We start from the raw sequence: 18,803 nt of genomic DNA, 5'->3' as shown, positions 1-18,803 counted from the left end.
ACTCAGAAGGCACCGGGGATCACCTCCTCGGCGGTCTGCGCGTAGCTGGGCGTCTGCTCCTCGAGGTACGTCTCCCACGCCGCCGCGTCCCAGATCTCGACGCGGGTGCCGACGCCGATGACGGCGACCTCGCGGTCGAGCCCCGCGTAGCCGCGGAGCCCGGCGGGGATGGAGAGCCGGCCCTGCTTGTCGGGGACCTCGTCGTGCGCGCTGGCCAGGAACACGCGCAGGTAGTCGCGGGCCTGACGGCTCGTGACCGGTGCCTGGCGGAGCTGGTCGTGCATCCGGCGGAACTCGCCGACCGGGAAGACGAAGAGGCACCGCTCCTGGCCCTTGGTCATGACGAGGCCGGTCGCGAGCTGGCCGCGGAACTTCGCGGGAAGGATCAGGCGGCCCTTCTCGTCCAGCCGGGGCGTGTAGGTGCCGAGGAACAGCGGGCCGTCGTGGCCCAGCGTGTCCGACATCCCGTACCCCCGTCCGACCCGTCCCGGTCCTGCCCCGATGCCCTCCCGGCCGGTCCAGTGCGCGCCACATTACTCCACTACCCTCCACTCGCCCATCGACCACGCGGGTGAACGCGGTGCGTGTCGGGCGTCGTCGCAGGTCAGTGGGTGGGGAGCGTGGTGGAGGGCCACGGAGCTGACCGGGCCCCGCGCGTCGCGCCGGGCCGGGCACCCGCCCGGTGACGCGGTCCGTGCACGCTCGGGCCCTCCGGGGTCGCGGCCCTCTGACCTGCAGCGATGGCCGCATGTGCCGCTGGAGGTCCGTCGTCCTGACACCGCCGTCCCCGCCGTCGGACCCTCTCGGGAGCCTCGGGGAGAGCGCCGGGGAGCGATGTGGAGGGCCTGCCGGGAGCGATGCGGAGGGCGTCACGCGGAGTGCGGTGCCCGGCGACCCGGGGAGCGCGGTGGAGGGCGCGTCCACGGCCGCGGCACCGGAGCCGGTGGGAGCGGCGTGGAGCGTCCGCGGAGGACGCTGAGGAGAGCCCGGCTGGTCGTCGCGGTCCCCGGCGCGGTCACCTAGGCTTCGTCCAGGCCGACGAAGAGGTGACCATGCACGCGCTGCCGACCAGCGAGGAGATCGAGGACGTCGCGCGGACCTCCGCCGCCATCCGGGAGTCGATGGAGACAGTCATCTCCGGCCGGAGCGACCTGGTGCGCCTCACCGTCGCGGTCCTCCTGGCCGAGGGCCACCTGCTCGTCGAGGACGTGCCGGGCGTGGGGAAGACGACGCTCGCCAAGGCGCTCGGACGGTCCGTCGACTGCAGCGTCGGCCGGATCCAGTTCACGCCCGACCTGCTGCCCACGGACCTCACCGGCGTGACGATCTACCGGTCGCACACCCAGCAGTTCGAGTTCCGGCCCGGTCCCGTGTTCGCCAACATCGTCATCGGTGACGAGATCAACCGGGCGTCACCGAAGACGCAGTCGGCCCTGCTCGAGTGCATGCAGGAGGCGCAGACCACGGTCGACGGCACGACGTACCCGCTCCCCCGCCCCTTCCTCGTCGTCGCCACGCAGAACCCGATCGAGATGGAGGGCACCTACGCGCTGCCCGAGGCGCAGCGCGACCGCTTCATGGCGCGGCTGAGCGTCGGGTACCCGTCGCGGGACGCCGAGGTGGAGATGCTGGACAGGCAGGAGGCCGTCGACCCGCTCGCGCACCTCGTGCCCGTGGCGTCCGTCGAGCACGTCACCCGGCTCGTCGACGTCTGCCGGCGCCTCTACGCCGCCCCGTCCGTGAAGCAGTACGTCGTCGACCTCGCCGACGCGACCCGTCGGGACCCGATGCTCCGCCTCGGCGCGTCGCCGCGCGCCGGCATCCAGCTGCTGCGGGCCGCCAAGGCCCTGGCGGCGATGTCCGGGCGTGACCACGTGCTCCCCGACGACGTCCAGGAGCTCGCCGAGCCGGTGCTCGTGCACCGCCTGCTGCCGAGCACCGAGGCGCGTCTGGCCGGGCAGGCGGCGGCCCAGACCCTCCGCGCGGTGCTCGCCCGGACCGCCGTCCCCGGAGCGACGTCGGACGTGGCCCCGCGAGCCGCGACGGGCTGATGGACACCCGCCGCCTGCGTCTGACCGCCCGAGGCACCGCGCTGCTCGGGCTCGGCTCGGTGGGGCTGGTCGCGGGCGTGCTGCTCGGCGTGCCGGCCCTGGTGCAGGTGGCGCTCCTCCTGCTCGTCACCGTCGGGTCGAGCATCGCGCTGCTGTTCCTCCAGGCACGCCACCAGGAACGTGGCGGTCTGCAGCTCACGCGTCGGGTGACGCCCCACCCCGTCACGGAGGGCGACCCGGCGACGGTCGAGGTCGAGCTGACGTCGGGACGGAGCGGCCCGACCGCACCCCGCGTCGACAGGCTGGAGATCGCCGAGCGGGCCGCGCGCGAGCTCTCCGGCGGGGCACCCCTGCGGGCGAGGGTGAGCCGGGGACGGCACGTGCTGCGGCTGACGTACCCGATCAGCCCGACGGTCCGCGGCCGGTGGGGCGTGGGGCCGGTGCAGCTGCACCGTGCCGACCCGTTCGGGGTCGCGCGGTGGTCCGGCCCGCTCGGCGAGCCCGCCCTGGTCGCGGTGCGTCCGCGCACGACGCCGCTGAGCGTCAGCTCGACGGCGATGTCCAGCGACGCGGACCGCGCCCTGCTGGGTGCGCGCAGCCCCTCCCCCGACGACACGGCGCTGCGGGACTACCGGGCCGGGGACGACCTGCGCCGGGTGCACTGGCCCACGAGCGCACGGCGCGGCGAGCTCGTGGTCCGTCAGGACGAGCGGTCCGGGCGGCGACCGGCGAGCGTGCTGCTGGACCTTCCGCAGGACGCCGACGCCGGGGAGTGGTCGATCCGGCTCGCCGCGTCGGTGGCCGTCGCGCTCGTCGTCTCGGGCCACCACGTCCGCCTCCTCGGCGGCGACGTCCTCGACGCGGCCAGGGACCACCACCGTCCCGACGCGAGCGGTGCGGCGGTGGCCGCGCTCCTGGACCAGACGGTCGACCTCACGATGCCCGCCGACCCCGGCGAGCGCCGCGCCTGGCTGCGGACCGCCGTGGACACGCTCCAGGCGGACGCCGGCGGCAGCGAGCTCGTCCTCGCCCTCGTCGGTGCGCTCGACCGCGGCTCGCTCGCCGCCCTGGCCCGGACGGGCGAGTCCACGCACGGGTGGGCGATGGTGCGGACGTCCGAGACGGGCGGGGCCGTCGCCACCGCGGCCGCCGAGGCGACCGCGACGAGCCTGCGGCGCGCCGGCTGGGCGGTGTGCCTGGTGCGCGTCGGCGAGGACATGGCGGCGTGCTGGGAGCGTCTGCTCGGGTCCGACGACCGGGCGGTGATGTCGCGATGAACCGACGTCCGGTGCCGCCCACGGGCGGTCGCGCGGCGCTCGCCACCGGGCTGGTCGTCGTCGGTGTGCTGGCGGGGGTCTGGACGCTCCGGGCCGTGCTCGCTCCCGGTCCCTGGCTCGCCACCACGACGGTCACCGCCGTGCTCGTCGGCGTCGTCCTGGCGGCCGGGCGGTCGCTCAGCAGGTCGCCCGTCGCGCCCACGCTCTGGGGCGTCGGCGCGTCGGCGGTCGCGGTGGCCGCCCTCTACTCGGGCTCCGGCCGGGTCACCGTCCCGCTGCCCACGCTCGAGACGCTGCGGGCGCTGCGGCGCGTGACCGAGGCGGGGGCGCGCGCCGTCGTCGACGGCTCGATCCCCCTGCCCCCGTCCCGGGGCGCCGAGATGCTCGTGGTCGCCGGGACCCTGCTCGTGCTCGTGGTCGCCGACGCGCTCGCGGTCTCCCTCGGGCGCGCCGGCCTGGCGGGTGTGCCGCTCGCCGCCCTGTGGACCGTGGCGATCGTGTTCGAGGCGAGGCCGGCGCTCGTGCCGATGCTCGCGGGCGGCACGTCGTTCCTGCTGCTCCTCGCGCTCACGCGACCCCAGCGGTCCCGGACGCGCTCGTGGCGCGACGGCTGGCTCGTGGCAGCCACGGCGGCCGGGGTGACCGCCGTGGCCGTCGCCGTCGGGCCGCTGCTCGCCGCGGTGCCGGGCTGGGGGACGGTGACCCTGCCGTCCACCTGGGGCCAGGGATCCGCGGGGAGCGGCCCGGTGGAGCTCTCCCTCGACCTCGACATGCGGTCCAGCCTGGGCAACCGGTCCGACCGCGCGCTCATCACCTACACCCTCACCGGGGCCGACCCCGGTCCGCTGCGGCTGTACACGCTGACCGACTTCGACGGCACGGAGTGGCAGCGGGAGGACCAGCCGCCCCCGGAGCAGCCCGCCGTCGGTGGGCTGTGGCCGGCCGAGGACGGGCGGGCAGCGGCGGAGGGTGCCGAGCAGGGTCAGGACGGCGTCGGCGTCCTGACCGTCGAGGTCGGTGACCTCGACCAGGACCGCCTGCCCCTGCCGCTGGAGCCCCGTCGGGTGACCGTGCCCGGGGACTGGCGGTACGACCCCGAGCGCGACGAGGTCGCGTCGGCGACGCGCACGACGACCCGGGGCCTCAGCTACGACGTCCTCGTGGCGCCGCGGGACCTGTCCGCACCGACGCTCCAGGCCGACGACGTGGCCCCCGTCGCCGCGGACTCGCCCTACCTCGCCCTCCCCGCGACCGCCTTCGCGGAGGACGTGGCGGCACTGGCGCGCGAGGTCACGGCGGACACCGTGACGCCGTACGACCAGGCGCTTGCCCTCCAGTCCTACCTGCGGGACGGCTCGCTGTTCCGGTACGACACGGACGTGCCGGACGCGCGGACCGACGACGCGGTGTGGGACTTCCTCACGGACCGCACCGGCTACTGCGTGCAGTACGCGACCGCGATGACCGTGATGGCCCGTCACCTGGGCCTGCCGAGCCGGATGGCGGTGGGCTTCCTCCCGGGCCGTCCTGCGGTCGGTGGGCAGTACGCCGTGACGGGCCAGCTCGCCCACACGTGGCCCGAGATCTGGTTCGCCGGGGCCGGCTGGGTCCGGTTCGAACCCACGCCGGCGGTGCAGACGGGCGCTCCACCCGTCTACGCCGATCCCGCGGTCGCGACACCGGTGCAGCCCTCGGAGGAGCCCGCGCCGGGCACGGCCGCCACACCGGCACCGTCCAGCGCGCCGGCTCCCGCCGCGCCCGGCGGCGGGATCGCCGACGGTGAGGTCTCCCTCGGGACGACGCGGGTGCCCCTCGTGGCGGCCGTCGGCGGGCTGCTCGTCCTCGCCCTGGCCACCGCGGCGGCTGTCGTCGTCGTCCGGCGGCGCACGGCCCGTCCTGCGCCCACCGGACCCGAGGCGACGTGGCAGCGGCTGCGGGCGGCCCTCGCCGAGCGGGGGGTCGCCTGGGACGACGCGACCACGCTCCGCGGTGCCGCCCACGTGACGCTCGAGGCGTACGGCGACGAGCCGCCGGAGTCGCTGCGGGTCGGGCTGCACCAGCTCGCGACCACGGCGGAGGCGAACCGCTACGCACCACGCGCGCCGGCCTGGACCCAGGAGGACCTCGCGCGGTGGTCAGCCGACGTGCTCGCGGCGTTCGACGAGAAGGCGGCTGCCCGGCGGGCCGCAGAGCCAGCGCTCTCCGGTGGTCGCCGGCCGAGAGGCTGACCCGCCGACACGGGTATCACGCGATCACGGCATCCGAACGCCTGGCCGCCTGGTCGTCAGGGACGGCACGGCGAGACCGACCTGCCGAAGACCGGGGGTCTCGGCGAAGGGTCCCGACGACGAAGCGCCCCCGGCCCGTGGCCGGAGGCGTCCATCACTGCGGTGGTGTCCTGACCGGACTACCTGGTCGTCTCCCGCATCACCCGTACGAGGAGTCAGCGACCCCGCTCGTCCCGGCGCTTGTCCCAGCGGTCCTCCATGCGCTGCAGGAGCCCGCCCGACCGCGGCGGGCGCGCCTTCGCGGCGGGCCGCCGGACGCCGCCGTCCGCGCCCACGACCCCGGTCGGTCCGCTGCGCCGCGGTGGGGAGAAGGCGAACACGACGGACACGAACATGACCACGAACCCGAGGACGCCGACGAGCGGGTTGCTCGTGGCCGCGCCGAGGACGAGGACCGTGAGTCCGACGAGGGCCCCGAGCGAGACCAGCACCCACCGACGCAGCCCGTTCGAGGCGCGGCCGTGGAAGGTGTTGACCAGCTTGGGATCGTCGGACGAGAGCTGACGCTCCATCTGCTCCAGTACGCGCTGCTCGTACTCGGACAGAGGCATCGCTACCTCCGCGGTGCCGGTGGGACGGGGACCACCTCAGGATAGGTCCCCCTCGACATTCCGGATAGTTGAGCGCCGGACGTCACCCGGACCGGTCTCTCAGGTTCTCCTCGGGCGCTCCGGGACGCGCCGGCTGGTCGACGAGCGCGGCAGGCCGGACGGCCGAGGACCCGAACCGAGCCCGGACCGCATCCATCGCCGCCTCGGCCCGGCGGTGCGCGACGGGCGACTCGTCCACGGCCTCCTCCAGGGTGAGGGGACGTTCGGTGGCCGGGCCCAGGCCCTCGGCCCGTACCCCGACCAGGCGCACGGGCGTGCCCCGCAGGTCGGCGGCGGCGAGGAGCTCCCGGGCGACGAGGTAGAGCTCCCAGCCCACGTCCGTCGCCACGGGCAGCGTCCGCGACCGCGTGAGGGTGCGGAAGTCGTCCGTCCGGACCTTGAGGCTGACGGTGCGGCACACGTGCCCCTTGGCCCGGAGCTGGGTCGCGCAGCGGTCCGCGAGCCGCAGCAGGTGCCCCTCGAGCTCGCTGACGTCGGCGCTGTCGCGCTCGAGCGTCGTCTCCGCCCCGACGCTCTTCTCCGGCCGCTGCGGGTCCACCGTCCGCGGGTCCCGGCCCCAGGCCAGGTCGTGCAGGTGGGCGCCCGCGACCGTGCCGACCGCCCGCTGGACCACGCGCACGTCCGTCGCCGCCAGCTGCTCGACCGTCGTGATGCCCCAGCGCTCCAGTGCCTCGCGGGTCCGGTCCCCCACGCCCCACAGCGCCGCGACCGGCAGCGCCTGCAGGAAGGGCACGGTGGCCGCCCGTGGCACCAGCAGCAGCCCGTCGGGCTTGGCGAAGCCGGAGGCGAGCTTCGCCACGACCTTGGTCGCCGCCACCCCGACCGAGCAGGTGACCCCGACCTCGGCGCGCACGCGCCGGCGGATGAGCTCGCCGATGACGGTGGGCGGACCGAGACGACGCCGCGCGCCCGTGACGTCGAGGAACGCCTCGTCGACGCTCACCTGCTCGACGAGCGCCGTCACCTCACCCAGGACGGCCATGGCACGGCGGGAGGCCTGCTCGTAGGCGCGCCGGTCCGGTGGGACGACGACGGCCTGCGGGCACAGGCGGCGCGCCTGAGCCATCGGCATCGCCGAGTGGACCCCGAAGGCGCGGGCCTCGTACGTGGCCGCCAGCACGACGGACCGCCCCTCGCCGCCGACGATGACGGGGCGCCCCCGCAGCTCAGGGCGGCGCACCAGCTCGACGGACGCGAAGAAGGCGTCCATGTCGACGTGGAGGATGCCGACGTCCGCCTCGTCGTCGCCCCAGTCACGGCGGACGACCACCCCGGAGCGCCGACTCATGGTGGCAGCCTCGCGTCTCGGGATCGCCGACGCCACCTCGGCCCCACGGTCACCCCGCCCGGGCGACGCCGACGAGCGTGAGCGGCAGCCCCCACCGCTCGCGCACGAGGTCCTGGAAGTCCTCCGCAGCGGCCAGGGTCCGCTCGGCCCGCTCCGCGGTCACGACGTCGGTGCGGCCCGCCTCGACGGCGGCGCGCAGCGCAGCGCCGTCGGCGAAGAGGGCCGCCCACGGGGCCAGCTCCGGGGCGACGTCGGCGAGCTGCTCCCACACCGGACGGGGTCGCGAGCGGCGACGGGCCGGGGCCGCCGGCAGCACGGCCGCCGCCGCCCGCAGCGCGGCGAGGTGGCCGTGCCGGAACCGGTCGTGGGCGTCCTGAGCCAGCTGCGCCGCGACCAGCTCCTCGTCACTGCGCCGCAGCAGCTCGAGCACGGAGGGCGGCACGGCGGCGGGCCGAGCAGGGCGCACCGCCGGGGTCGCCCCCGTCGCCCTGGTGCGGGTCGGGGTCGCGGTGCGCATCGCCGTCGTGGTGCTCGGCGCCGTCGGGGTCCGCGTCGCCGTCGCGGCCGTCGCCGTGGTGCGCACGACTGGTCCCGCCACGTGAGAACCGAGTCCCCTGCTGCCCATGATCCACCTCCTCCCGTCATCGAACAGGTGTTCGATGTGTCTGTCAACCCGTCGGCTACCGTGTCGGAGTGCCCTCCCGTCGCCGCACCTCCCGGGGTCCGGCGCCGTCGCGACCCGGGCCGGCGCGGCGACCGGTCCTCCCGGTCGGGCCGGTCACGACGTCGTCGGGGACCGTCGAGATCGTGCGCCACCCGGGAGAGCCCGACGCCGTCACCGTCATGGTGAACGGGGTCCCCAGCTCGCACCTGGACCTCGTGGACCCCACGTGGCTCGAGTTCGAGTACATGCAGCACATGGCCGCCGTCATCGACCTCCTGCCGGCCGGTCCCCTCGACGCCGTCCACCTGGGCGCCGCCGCCTGCGCGCTCCCGCGTCGGGTCGAGGCCGTCCGTCCCGGGTGCCGCCAGCTCGCCGTGGACGTCGACGCAGAGCTGCTTCGGCTCGCCCGCGAGTGGTTCGGCCTGCCCCGGGCGCCGCGCCTGCGCCTGCGGACCGGCGACGGGCGCGCGGTGCTGGCCGGGCTCCCGGACGCCTCCGCCGACGTCGTGGTGCGGGACGCCTTCGCCGGGGACCGGGTGCCCGACCACCTCACGACCGTCGAGTTCGTGGCCGAGGTGCACCGCGTCCTGCGCCCGGCGGGCGTGTACCTGGCGAACTGCGCGGACCGCCCACCGCTGGCGCGAGCCCGTGCCGAGGTCGCGACGGCCGGCACGGCGTTCCGCACCGCACTGGTGGCCGAGCCGGGTCAGCTCAAGGGCCGGCGCTACGGGAACCTCGTCGTCGTGGGCACCCGCGAGGACGGCCCCGCCCTCGACGAGCCCGCCCTCGCGCGCGCGCTGCGGGCGCTGCCCGTCCCGGCGACCCTCCTGAGCGGTGGCGCGCTGCGCTCCTTCGTCGCGGGCGCCGCCCCGCTGCGGGACGAGGCCACCTGGACGCCCCCGACGGCGCGGTGAGCCGCCCCGGGAGCCCCGCAGCGGTCTCCCTGCCGGACGACGAAGGCCGCACCCCTCGGGGTGCGGCCTCCGTCGAGGTCTCAGGTGCGTCCGGTCAGAGCGGGCGGACCTTCTCGGCCTGCGGGCCCTTGGGACCCTGGGTGATCTCGAACTCGACCCGCTGGGCCTCCTCGAGGGACTTGTAGCCCTGCGTCTCGATCGCCGAGTAGTGCACGAAGACGTCGGCACCGCCGCCGTCCTGGGCGATGAACCCGTAGCCCTTCTCGGCGTTGAACCACTTCACAGCACCCTGCGCCATGCTCGTCCTGTCCTTCTGTCCGTCCGGGGACGTCGTGGGTCGGGCCCTGTACCCGACCGTCCTGTCGCAATCGGTCCGACGTCCTGCCCCGGGGACCCGGGAGAGGCCTGACATGGGCCGTGGAGCCCTGGGTCATGCGTCCGTACGTCACTGCAACGGCGCTCAGTGTGGCACGCACCACTCGTCAGGCGCCAGAGCTCCGACGTGCAGGTTCATCCCTCCGGGGGCCCCGGACGGCGCCGCCCGGCGGTGGTCGCGCGCCGCTCGCGGCGTCGCTCGAGGACCTCCCGCAGGGGTGGCACGACGACGCCGTCCGACCGCAGCAGGGCGCGTGTACGCGCCCGGCTCACCAGGACCCCGACGACGGCCAGGAGCCACGGCAGCCCGAGGACGCCGAAGCCCCACCGGAACGCGTCGAGCGACAGAGGGGCCGCCCCGGCCCCGGCGGCGAGGTCGAGCACGACGCCGACCACGAGCAGGGACAGGACGGCCATCGTGAAGCCGCCGGCGTTGACGACCGCCGTCGCCGTCCCGAGGCGGTGCGCCGGGTTCGCGGTCCGCGCGTAGTCGAACCCGATGGCCGACGCAGGACCGCCCACGCCGGTGACGAGGACGAGGAGCACCAGGAGCCACAGCGGGCTCGGACCCGGCTGCACCAGTACGGCGACCCACACGCCGAGGACCGCGGACGCCGTCGTCAGGACCATCCAGGACCGGCGCAGCGGGTGCCGCCCGGTGAGGACGCCGATGACCGGCCCCGTGACCACGACGGCGGCCACGTTGAGCGCCAGCAGCGCACCGGCCTGCGTCGGTCGCAGACCCTGCGCCACGGTGAGGAAGGGGAAGCCCCAGAGCAGGACGAAGACGGTCTGGGGGAACTGGGTGGCCGCATGGGTCCAGACGCCGAGCCAGGTCCCGGGCTCGCGCGCCACCGCCCGCAGCGGCATGTCCAGACCTGCGGTGCCCCGGACCACGTGGGACCCCGGCGGCGCGTCACGGACACCGGCCCAGGCGCCCACCGCTGCGACGACCCCCACGGCGGCGAGACCCACGAAGGTCGGCGCCCAGCCCGCCAGGTGCAGCACCGCGACGAGCGGGACGGCCGCGGCGAGCTGACCGAGCTGCCCCACGAGCCCCGTGAGCTGGGTGAACAGCGGCGCGCGGTGCGGCGGGAACCACAGGGCCACGAGCCGCAGGACGGAGATGAACGTCGCGGCGTCCCCCGCCCCGACGAGCACGCGCGCCACCAGCGCACCCGGGACGTCGTCGGCGCCCGCGAGGAGCAGCTGGCCGACGGCCATGACCGTCCCGCCGCCCGCGAGGAGGGCGCGGGAGCCGAACCGGTCCAGCAGCAGGCCCATCGGGACCTGCAGCGCGGCGTACACCGCCACCTGCGCGACGACGAACGACGCGAGGACCGTCGCCGTCACCGAGAACCGGTCGACGGCCTCGACGCCCACGACACCGAAGGAGGTCCGGTGGAGGACGGCGACGACGTAGGCGGCGACGGCGACGCCCCACACGGCCGTCGCGCGCTGCCTCACGGGCGCGTCATCGGAGCGTCACAGGCGAGGCCCGTCTCCGCCCTGCTGGGCCAGGAACCGCTCGAACTGCTCGCCCAGCTCGTCGGCCGTCGGCAGGTCCGCCGACTCCGCGAGCAGGCTCGTCCGACCGATGGCGCGGGCGAACGAGTCGTACTGCTCCTCGAGCGCCCGGACCACCGCGGAGACGTCCTCCGACGCCGCCACCTGACGGTCGACCTCCACCACCGCGTCGCGCGCCGCCTCCTCCAGCCCCGGGGTGTCCAGCTCGAGGCCGGTCGAGCGTTCCACGTGCTCCAGGGCGACCTGCGACGCGCGCGGGCACGCCGACTGCGCGAGGTAGTGCGGGACGTGGACGGCGAACCCCATGGCGTCGTGGCCCCACGTCCCGAGCCGGTACTCCAGGAGCGCGCTGACGCTCGCGGGGACCTGGACCGTCCCGAACCACGAGGTGTGCTCCGCGACGAGCTCCGGACGCGTCGCGTGGGCGGTGATGCCCAGCGGTCGCGTGTGGGGCACGCCCATCGGGATGCCGTGCACGCCGACGGTGAGGGGGACGGCGAACCGCTCGACGACGTCGCGCACCGCCCCCGCGAAGCGCTCCCACTGCACGTCCGGCTCGACGCCGTGCAGCAGGAGGAAGGGGACGTCCTCACCGTCACGGACGACGTCCACCGCCAGGGTCGGCTCGTCGTAGTCGGACCAGTGCGTCGAGCTGAACGTCATGGTGGGCCGGCGCGAGCGGTAGTCGACGAGCTGGTCCGCGTCGAACGTCACGAGGCGCTGCGCGCCGAACCGCTCGGTGAGGTGCTCAGCGGCTCCCTGGCCCGCGGCCCCCGCGTCGACGAAGCCCCGCACCATGTGGACGAGCACGGGGCCGGGGGCGCCGGCGGCCGTCCGGGCGATGAGCTCGCGAGCGACGTCCTCGTCCACCGTGTACAGATCCTGGGACTCGTTCATGGCTCCTCCGAGGCTCGGGTGGTCCTGCGGGTCGGAACGCCGCCCCGGGCACCGTCATTCCCGCCGTGGACCGGCCGGACGGCGCCTCAGTGCCGCGGGAGCCGGACGACGGAGACGAAGAAGTCGTCGATCTGCCGGACGACCTCGATGAAGCGCGAGAAGTCGACGGGCTTGGTGACGTACGCGTTGGCGTGCAACGAGTAGCTCCGCAGCACGTCCTCCTCCGCCTCCGAGGTCGTCAGCACGACGACGGGGATGCTCCGCAGGGCGTCGTCCGACTTCATCGCCGCCAGGACCTCGCGTCCGTCCATGCGGGGGAGGTTGAGGTCCAGCAGGACCAGGTCCGGCGTCGGGGCGTCGGCGTACTCGCCCTCGCGACGCAGGTACTGCATCGCCTCGGCGCCGTCGCTGACGACGGCGAGGCGGTTGGCGACCTTGTTCTCCTCGAACGCCTCCCGGGTCATGAGGACGTCGCCCGGGTCGTCCTCCACGAGGAGCACGTCGATGGGGGCCTGGTCCGGCATGTCAGCCGTCCTTCCTGGCGCCTGCGGCGACCGTGGGGGGTGTGCTCGCGGCGTCCGCCTCGGGCACGGTCTGCGGGTCCGTCGACGTCCCGGTCTCGGCACCGGTCTCGGGACGGTGCGACGCGACGTCGGGGTCGGCCGGCAGGCTCCACCGGATGCGCGTGCCCTCGGTGGCCGCGGTGTCGATCCAGATGTGCCCGCCGTGGTACTCCACGATCTTCTTGCACAGGGCCAGGCCGATGCCGGTGCCCTCGTACACGTCCTTCGGGTGCAGCCGCTGGAAGATGACGAAGACGCGGTCCGCGTACTGCGCGTCGATGCCGATGCCGTTGTCCTCGCAGGCGAACTCCCAGCAGTCGCCGTCGCGCTCGGCGGTGATGCGCACGTGCGGCGGACGGTCGGGGTGCCGGAACTTCAGGGCGTTGCCGACGAGGTTCTGCAGGAGCTGGACGAGCAGCGGACCCTCGCCGCGCACCACGGGCAGGCCCTCCGCGACCACCGTCGCGCCCGTCTCCTCGATGGTCGGCTCGAGGTCGTCGCGCACCTGGTCCAGCGCGACGGCCATGTCGACGTCCGCGACCTCGCCGCCGATCCGCCCGACCCGGGAGAAGCTCAGCAGGTCGTTGATGAGGCGCTGCATGCGCTTCGCGCCGTCGACCGCGAAGTGGATGTACTGGTCCGCGCGCTCGTCCAGCTGGCCCTCGTAGCGCTTGGCGAGCAGCTGCGTGAAGCTGGCGATCTTGCGCAGCGGCTCCTGCAGGTCGTGGGACGCGACGTAGGCGAACTGCTCCAGGTCGCGGTTGGACCGGCGCAGGTCCTCGGCCTGGTCCTGCAGCAGCTGGTGGGACTTCTCGACCTCCGCCTTCGCGACCGTCGCCTCGGCGACGAGGCTGGCCAGCCGGGCGCGCATGTGCTCCACGTCGCCGGCGACCTGGCCCACCTCGGCCGGTCCCCCTGCGCCCACACGGTGCTCGAGGTCGCCGTCGGCGACGCGCCGGGCATCGGCCGCGAGCACCGTCAGGGGGTCGGTGATCCACCGCCGCAGGAAGACCCACAGCAGGGCACCGACCACGACGGCCGAGATGACGAGGAGGACCAGGGTGGCGGTCAGGACGCCGCGCCACGTCTCCAGCTCGGTGACCACCTGCTCCCGCTCGGACCGCAGCACGTCGAGGTAGGCCTCAGCGCCCACGCGGACCTCGTCGAAGAGGAGCCTGCCCTCCTCGACCTGCTCCGGGGTCACCGAGGCCGTGCCGTCGGACTCGACCTGGTCGATCAGGGGCAGCGCGAAGCCCTCGTACCACTCGACCGCGGCGACGCGGGCCGGCTCCAGCTCGATCAGAGCCGGGTGCTCGGGACCGAACCTCTCCTCCAGCAGAGCGATCGCGTCCACGTCGGGCTCCTGGGTCTGCTCCGCCGCCTCACCGGAGGCGAGCAGCTCGAACGGCTCCAGGGTCGCAGCGTCACCGGTGAGGGCGTAGCCACGGACGGCCGTCTCGGCGTTGACGAGCGAGAGGTAGCCCGAGGTCCCCTGGTTGATGGCGACGAAGTACACCTCGACCAGGTCCTCGATCTTCCGGTCCAGCTGCACGAGCGCCGTCGCCGTGCCGGCGACCATGAGGGCGAGCACCGTCCCGGCGACGGTCAGCGCCAGCTGCAGGCGCCGGCGCAGCGAGTCCGTGCCGCGCATCACGACTGCGCTCCCCAGCCGAGCACCACGAGTGCCGTGTCGTCGACCAGGTCACCGCCGTGACGCGCACGCACCGCCTCGAGGATGCGGTCGACCAGGGGCCGGCGGGCGGCGCGGGGCTGCTCCTGCGCCTCGGCACGGACCTGCTCGGCCATGACCTCCATGAGGCCCTCCTCGCCCAGGCGCCCGCTGCCGCCGTCGATCGTCGTCTCCAGGACGCCGTCGGTGAAGAGCACGATGCGCCAGCGGTCCCCCAGCTCGACGCGCTGGGACCTCCAGCCCCCGTGCACCGGGATGCCCAGCGCCCGCCCCCGCATGTCGTTGGGCAGCGGGGCCGTCGGGATGCCCAGCAGGAAGGGTGTCGGGTGGCCGCACAGGAAGAGGTCCAGGGACCGCCGGTCGGGCTGGATGACCACCATGACCGCCGTCGCGAAGATCTCGGGGCGCCCCCGCTCGGCGGCGAGGATCTGCTCGGTGACGTCGAGGACCTGCTCCGCCGGGAGACCTGCCAGGACCGAGGTCCGCCACGCCGTCCGCAGGGTGGCGCCCAGGGCGGCCTCGTCCGGGCCGTGCCCCGCCACGTCGCCGACGATCGCGGCGACGGAGCCGTCGGAGCGCTCCACCACGTCGTAGAAGTCGCCACCGAGCAGACCGTCCCGGCCGGCGCGGTAGCCGACCAGCACCTCGAGCGCGCCGTCGGCGACGAGGGGCGTCGGCAGCAGCGCCCGTTCGAGGCGGCTGGTCTCGGAGGCGCGCAGCTGGGCGCGGTACAGGTCGCGCTCCTGGATCTCCGCGTGCCGGCGCTGGATCGCGTAGCGGACCGCGCGCGACAGCAGCTCGGGGCTCACGTCGCCCTTGACGAGGTAGTCCTGGGCGCCGGCCGCGACGGCACGCAGCCCCGCGCCCGACTCGGCCATGCCGGTGAGCACCACGACCGCCGGTGTGCGGGGCGAGGCGAGGATCCGTTCGAGGGCGCCGATGCCCGCGGCGTCGGGGAGCCCGAGGTCCAGCAGCACGCAGTCGACGTCGAGCATCTCCGCGGCGTCCTCGAGGCTCCGCGCCCGGGTGAGCTCCACCGGCACGTTCGCGTCGCTGAAGAGCTCCTCCACGAGGAGCGCGTCGCCGTCGTCGTCCTCCACGAGGAGCACCCGCAGGGAGCGGGGGTCGGACTCGACTGCCAGCACCACGACCCCTCTCCGTCGTTGCGTACCGGCACGTCACCGGCGCCGGCTCCCGGCGACCGCGCCGGCCCGGCGCCCTGGTGACGCCGATCTGCGCTCGAATCCTAGTCGGACGGACCGTTCGTGCCCGACGAGGACGGGCGTCGGCGCGCCAGGGACCGGGGTCCGTCGTCGCCACGTCCCGCAGGACGGATAATGGACGGCCCGTTCCGCGCGCGTGGACGTCCCAGGGGGGCCCGTGACTGACCTGCACGACCAGCTCGAGCACGAGCAGCGCGCCGTCGACGAGCGGTACGCCCGCCTCGACCGGCTCCGCGCGACGACGCGGGCCCGGCTGTCGCAGACGCGGCGCGTGGGACCGTCGGGCTCGCCCCAGAACCGGTCCGAGCGCGACGCCTTCGCCACGCTCTACGAGGACCGGATCGCGCAGCTCGAGGCCGTGGAGCAGCGGCTGTGCTTCGGGCGTCTCGACCTCGCCGAGGACGCGGCCCCGGCCCCGGACGCTGCCGGCGGGACCAGCGGGACGCTCTACATCGGCCGGATCGGCCTCACCGACGAGGACCAGACGTCGCTCATGACGGACTGGCGGGCGCCCGCCGCGCGGCCCTTCTACCGCGCGACGTCCGCGCGGCCGGAGGGCGTCGTCCGGCGCCGCCACCTCGTGACCCGCGGGCGGACGGTCACCGGGCTGGAGGACGAGATCCTCGACCTCGACGCCTACGCCGGAGCCGCCGCGTCGGTCGGGACGGTCGCGGGCGAGGGCGCCCTGCTGGCGGCGCTCGCCACGGCCCGCACCGGCCGCATGGGGGACATCGTCGCGACGATCCAGGCGGAGCAGGACGCGATCATCCGCTCCGAGCTCGGCGGCACCCTGGTCGTCCAGGGAGGACCCGGGACGGGCAAGACGGCGGTCGCCCTGCACCGTGCCGCGTACCTGCTCTACGCGCACCGCAGCACTCTCGAGCGCTCCGGCGTGCTCGTCGTCGGGCCCAGCCGCACGTTCCTGCGCTACATCGACCAGGTGCTGCCGTCGCTGGGCGAGACGGGCGTCGTCGCCGCCACGGTCGAGGAGCTCTTCCCGGGCGTCACCGCGACGGGCAGCGAGCCGGACGCCGCCGCCGAGATCAAGGGACGCGCCGTCATGGCGGAGGTGCTCGCCCGTGCCGTCCGTCAGCGCCAGCGCACGCCGCGCGAGCCGGTCGAGATCCGCGTCGACGGCCGCCTCGTCGTCGTCCGACCGCAGGACGTGGCGGACGCGATCGGCAAGGCGCGACGCACCGGCAGGCCGCACAACCTCGCCCGCGTGGTGTTCGTCCGCGAGATGCTCCAGCGCCTCGCGGACCAGTACGTCGCCCAGCTCGGCTTCGCCGTGGCCCCCGAGGACCGCGCCGAGGTGGTCGAGGACCTGCGGACGACCCGCGAGGTCCGCATCGCGCTCAACCTCGCCTGGATGCCGCTGACGCCCCAGAAGCTCGTCGCGGACCTGCTGACCCGGCCGGCGCGGCTCGAGGCGGCCGCGCCCCGGCTGTCCGCGCGCGAGCGGCACCTCCTGCTGCGCGGCCCGGACGCGCCGTGGACGCCGGCCGACGTGCCCCTCCTGGACGAGGCCGCGGAGCTGCTGGGCGAGGACGACCAGGCCGCGCGGGCGCAGGCGGCGGCCGACGCCCGGCGCCGCGAGGAGGAGCTGGACTACGCGCGCCAGGTCCTGCGGTCCACGGGCGCCGGGCGCGGCATGGTGAGCGCCGAGCAGCTCGCCGAGCGGTTCGGGCCCGCGGGCCCGGCGCTCACCACGGCCGAGCGGGCCGCGGCGGACCGGTCCTGGACGTACGGTCACGTCGTCGTCGACGAGGCGCAGGAGCTCTCCGCGATGGCGTGGCGCATGCTCCTGCGCCGGTGCCCGACCCGGTCGATGACCGTCGTCGGCGACGTCGCCCAGACCTCTGCTGCGGCCGGTGCCCGGGACTGGTCCGCCGCGCTGGACCCGGTGCTGCGGGGCTCGTGGCGACTGGCCGAGCTCACCGTCAACTACCGCACCCCCGCGGTCGTCGCCCGCGCGGCCCAGGCGGTCGCGCAGCGGGCGGGCCTGCCCGTCTCGCCGCAGACGTCGGCGCGGGACGTCCCGGACGCCCTGCGCGTCCACGTCGGCACCGAGGTGGACGACGGCACGCTGGTGCGCGCGGTGGAGTCGTCGCTCGCGGAGCTCGGGGTGCTGGACGGGACCGCCGAGGAGGGCGGGCGCGTCGTCGTCGTGGCCGCGGCCCAGGACGCGCCGGGCGTCGTCGAGCAGCTCCTGGCCTCCCGCCTCGCGACGTACCTCTACGCGGCCGGCGGGTCGCCGCTGGACGCCCGGGTGGCCGTCATGACCCCGCGGCAGACGAAGGGGCTGGAGTTCGACGTCGTGGTCCTCGTGGAGCCGCGGCGGATCGCCAAGGAGTCCCCCGGCGACCTCTACGTCGCGATGACCCGGCCGACGAGGACGCTGCGCGTGCTCGCCGCCGAGGGGCTGCCGGACGGGTTCCCGACGGTGGGCTGACCGACCGGGGACCTAGGGCCGGCAAGTCACCTGGCCGAGCAGAGCCAGACCCTGCCGGTCGCCCGGTCCGAGGTCGCTCCGCTCCCGCGTCAGCGGGTGCATGAGCTCCCCGGTGTCGTCGACGTGGTCCAGGCCCAGGACGTGCGCGAGCTCGTGCACGACGATGGCCCGCACCTGCTCCGCGCCGTCGGGGCGGTCCAGCATCGCGGCCAGGTCGGGGCCGTCCAGGACCACGCGCCCCGCCGCGAGCCAGCGCCCCTCCCCCGTGGGACCGGGCACGGCCGCGGATCCGCCGATCCCGGCGACCTGGCCCTCGAGCTCGCGGAACCCCGCCTCGTCGGACCACGCCACGAGGACCGGGGCCCAGTCCTCGCCGTAGCGGTCGGGCTGGATGAGGGGACGGTCCATCGTCGGCGCCTCGTCGGTCTCGCCGGCGTGGACGAGCAGCACGCCGGACGCCTCGGACACGATGCGGGCCGCCTCGTCGACGACCCCCGGGAGCTCCGCGGGCTGCCCGGCGGTGTTCGTCACGTAGGGGACGGGACGGCACGGGTCGTAACCCACCGGTGCCCCGGCGTCGTCGGTGTGCAGGAACGCGTAGGAGCCGGTCGTCGTCACCGGCACGGCGGGGAGCTGCCGACCGTCCGCCGGCTCCGGGCGCGGCACGGCGACGGCTTCGCCCTGGACCTCGACGTACGCGCGCGGGGACCACAGGTCCGTCACGGTGCGCGCCTCCCAGCCGGCGCCCTCCGCGGCCCACCAGCCGCCACCAGCGAGCGACGCCGCGACGGTGAGGCCCAGCACCGCCGGACCGGTCCGGCGCACCCCGCGGCCCTCCGCCCGGCGTTGCGCGCGCCTCGAGCGACGCAGCGCTCGGCGCCCGTCGGGGCCCTCCCACGTCCTCATCCCTCGATCGTCACCGATCGCGGACGGCCCCGCCCGTCGACGACGGCGCCGGCCGCCGGGTCCGCCTGTCGGTACCG

At 75.3% G+C, this 18,803-nt stretch carries 16 protein-coding genes; 5 read left to right on the top strand and 11 right to left on the bottom strand.

The window, feature by feature from the left end:
• Window positions 1-2 precede the first annotated feature (2 nt).
• Window positions 3-434 carry a division/cell wall cluster transcriptional repressor MraZ gene (gene mraZ / locus LG379_RS08580; protein ID WP_225754913.1) on the bottom strand — a complete coding sequence of 144 codons (432 nt, stop codon included), beginning with the start codon at window positions 432-434 and terminating at the stop codon, window positions 3-5.
• Between the two features lie 618 nt (window positions 435-1,052).
• On the opposite strand from mraZ, the gene LG379_RS08575 reads away from it, so the two are divergent.
• From LG379_RS08575 to LG379_RS08565, 3 genes are read left to right on the top strand one after another with little or no spacing between them, the layout of a single operon-like run.
• Window positions 1,053-2,051, top strand: a complete 999-nt coding sequence (locus tag LG379_RS08575) for a MoxR family ATPase (RefSeq protein ID WP_225754153.1) — start codon at window positions 1,053-1,055, stop codon at window positions 2,049-2,051.
• Entirely contained in the window at window positions 2,051-3,328 is a 1,278-nt protein-coding gene (locus LG379_RS08570; protein WP_225754152.1) for a DUF58 domain-containing protein, read from the top strand. The genes LG379_RS08575 and LG379_RS08570 overlap by 1 nt, the downstream gene beginning before the upstream one ends.
• Window positions 3,325-5,556: a DUF3488 and transglutaminase-like domain-containing protein gene (locus LG379_RS08565; protein WP_225754151.1), complete on the top strand. Its 2,232-nt coding sequence runs from the start codon at window positions 3,325-3,327 to the stop codon at window positions 5,554-5,556. The genes LG379_RS08570 and LG379_RS08565 overlap by 4 nt, the downstream gene beginning before the upstream one ends.
• Window positions 5,557-5,771: 215 nt before the next feature.
• Here LG379_RS08565 and LG379_RS08560 read toward each other — a convergent pair whose 3' ends face one another.
• The 3 genes from LG379_RS08560 to LG379_RS08550 form a co-directional block, all read right to left on the bottom strand.
• Window positions 5,772-6,167 (bottom strand): DUF3040 domain-containing protein, encoded by a 396-nt coding sequence (locus tag LG379_RS08560; RefSeq protein WP_225754150.1) that lies wholly within the window; start codon window positions 6,165-6,167, stop codon window positions 5,772-5,774.
• An 82-nt stretch (window positions 6,168-6,249) separates the two neighbouring features.
• On the bottom strand, window positions 6,250-7,515 hold the full coding sequence (dinB, locus tag LG379_RS08555) for a DNA polymerase IV (protein ID WP_225754149.1): 1,266 nt from the start codon (window positions 7,513-7,515) through the stop codon (window positions 6,250-6,252).
• A gap of 49 nt (window positions 7,516-7,564) precedes the next feature.
• Window positions 7,565-8,098: an SAV_6107 family HEPN domain-containing protein gene (locus tag LG379_RS08550; RefSeq protein WP_225754148.1), complete on the bottom strand. Its 534-nt coding sequence runs from the start codon at window positions 8,096-8,098 to the stop codon at window positions 7,565-7,567.
• 224 nt (window positions 8,099-8,322) lie between these two features.
• On the opposite strand from LG379_RS08550, the gene LG379_RS08545 reads away from it, so the two are divergent.
• Window positions 8,323-9,093, top strand: a complete 771-nt coding sequence (locus LG379_RS08545) for a spermidine synthase (RefSeq protein WP_225754147.1) — start codon at window positions 8,323-8,325, stop codon at window positions 9,091-9,093.
• Window positions 9,094-9,187: 94 nt separating this feature from the next.
• On the opposite strand, the gene LG379_RS08540 is transcribed toward LG379_RS08545, so the two are convergent.
• The 6 genes from LG379_RS08540 to LG379_RS08515 all read right to left on the bottom strand — a co-directional run bounded on the left by LG379_RS08540 (window position 9,188) and on the right by LG379_RS08515 (window position 15,293).
• Window positions 9,188-9,391 (bottom strand): cold-shock protein, encoded by a 204-nt coding sequence (locus tag LG379_RS08540; protein WP_034224079.1) that lies wholly within the window; start codon window positions 9,389-9,391, stop codon window positions 9,188-9,190.
• A 212-nt stretch (window positions 9,392-9,603) separates the two neighbouring features.
• Window positions 9,604-10,935 (bottom strand): nitrate/nitrite transporter, encoded by a 1,332-nt coding sequence (locus LG379_RS08535; protein ID WP_225754146.1) that lies wholly within the window; start codon window positions 10,933-10,935, stop codon window positions 9,604-9,606.
• Between the two features lie 18 nt (window positions 10,936-10,953).
• Complete coding sequence (locus tag LG379_RS08530) at window positions 10,954-11,892, bottom strand: proteasome assembly chaperone family protein (protein ID WP_225754145.1); 939 nt, start codon at window positions 11,890-11,892, stop codon at window positions 10,954-10,956.
• Between the two features lie 86 nt (window positions 11,893-11,978).
• Window positions 11,979-12,416 (bottom strand): response regulator, encoded by a 438-nt coding sequence (locus LG379_RS08525; RefSeq protein ID WP_225754144.1) that lies wholly within the window; start codon window positions 12,414-12,416, stop codon window positions 11,979-11,981.
• Window position 12,417: 1 nt separating this feature from the next.
• Entirely contained in the window at window positions 12,418-14,106 is a 1,689-nt protein-coding gene (locus LG379_RS08520) for an ATP-binding protein (RefSeq protein ID WP_225754143.1), read from the bottom strand.
• On the bottom strand, window positions 14,106-15,293 hold the full coding sequence (locus LG379_RS08515) for a PP2C family protein-serine/threonine phosphatase (protein WP_225754142.1): 1,188 nt from the start codon (window positions 15,291-15,293) through the stop codon (window positions 14,106-14,108). Before LG379_RS08515 ends, LG379_RS08520 begins: the two co-directional genes overlap by 1 nt.
• Before the next feature lie 232 nt (window positions 15,294-15,525).
• Here LG379_RS08515 and LG379_RS08510 point away from each other — a divergent pair, with 232 nt between their 5' ends.
• Complete coding sequence (locus LG379_RS08510) at window positions 15,526-17,820, top strand: UvrD-helicase domain-containing protein (RefSeq protein WP_225754141.1); 2,295 nt, start codon at window positions 15,526-15,528, stop codon at window positions 17,818-17,820.
• A 12-nt stretch (window positions 17,821-17,832) separates the two neighbouring features.
• On the opposite strand, the gene LG379_RS08505 is transcribed toward LG379_RS08510, so the two are convergent.
• On the bottom strand, window positions 17,833-18,726 hold the full coding sequence (locus LG379_RS08505; RefSeq protein ID WP_225754140.1) for a matrixin family metalloprotease: 894 nt from the start codon (window positions 18,724-18,726) through the stop codon (window positions 17,833-17,835).
• Window positions 18,727-18,803 lie beyond the last annotated feature (77 nt).

Source organism: Actinotalea sp. Marseille-Q4924 (genome assembly GCF_916618755.1).
Lineage (GTDB): Bacteria > Actinomycetota > Actinomycetes > Actinomycetales > Cellulomonadaceae > Actinotalea.
Note: the sequence above shows the minus strand (reverse complement) of the source record. Positions and strands in the feature narration are given on the sequence as shown.

Bases quoted from the DNA above. Each gene is read 5' to 3' on its own strand.
- LG379_RS08560 (WP_225754150.1), bottom strand. From the start codon at position 6,167: ATGCCTCTGTCCGAGTACGAGCAGCGCGTACTGGAGCAGATGGAGCGT.
- LG379_RS08525 (WP_225754144.1), bottom strand. From the start codon at position 12,416: ATGCCGGACCAGGCCCCCATCGACGTGCTCCTCGTGGAGGACGACCCG.
- LG379_RS08575 (WP_225754153.1), top strand. From the start codon at position 1,053: ATGCACGCGCTGCCGACCAGCGAGGAGATCGAGGACGTCGCGCGGACC.
- dinB (WP_225754149.1), bottom strand. From the start codon at position 7,515: ATGAGTCGGCGCTCCGGGGTGGTCGTCCGCCGTGACTGGGGCGACGAC.
- LG379_RS08505 (WP_225754140.1), bottom strand. From the start codon at position 18,726: ATGAGGACGTGGGAGGGCCCCGACGGGCGCCGAGCGCTGCGTCGCTCG.
- LG379_RS08540 (WP_034224079.1), bottom strand. From the start codon at position 9,391: ATGGCGCAGGGTGCTGTGAAGTGGTTCAACGCCGAGAAGGGCTACGGG.
- LG379_RS08570 (WP_225754152.1), top strand. From the start codon at position 2,051: ATGGACACCCGCCGCCTGCGTCTGACCGCCCGAGGCACCGCGCTGCTC.
- LG379_RS08530 (WP_225754145.1), bottom strand. From the start codon at position 11,892: ATGAACGAGTCCCAGGATCTGTACACGGTGGACGAGGACGTCGCTCGC.
- LG379_RS08520 (WP_225754143.1), bottom strand. From the start codon at position 14,106: ATGCGCGGCACGGACTCGCTGCGCCGGCGCCTGCAGCTGGCGCTGACC.
- LG379_RS08565 (WP_225754151.1), top strand. From the start codon at position 3,325: ATGAACCGACGTCCGGTGCCGCCCACGGGCGGTCGCGCGGCGCTCGCC.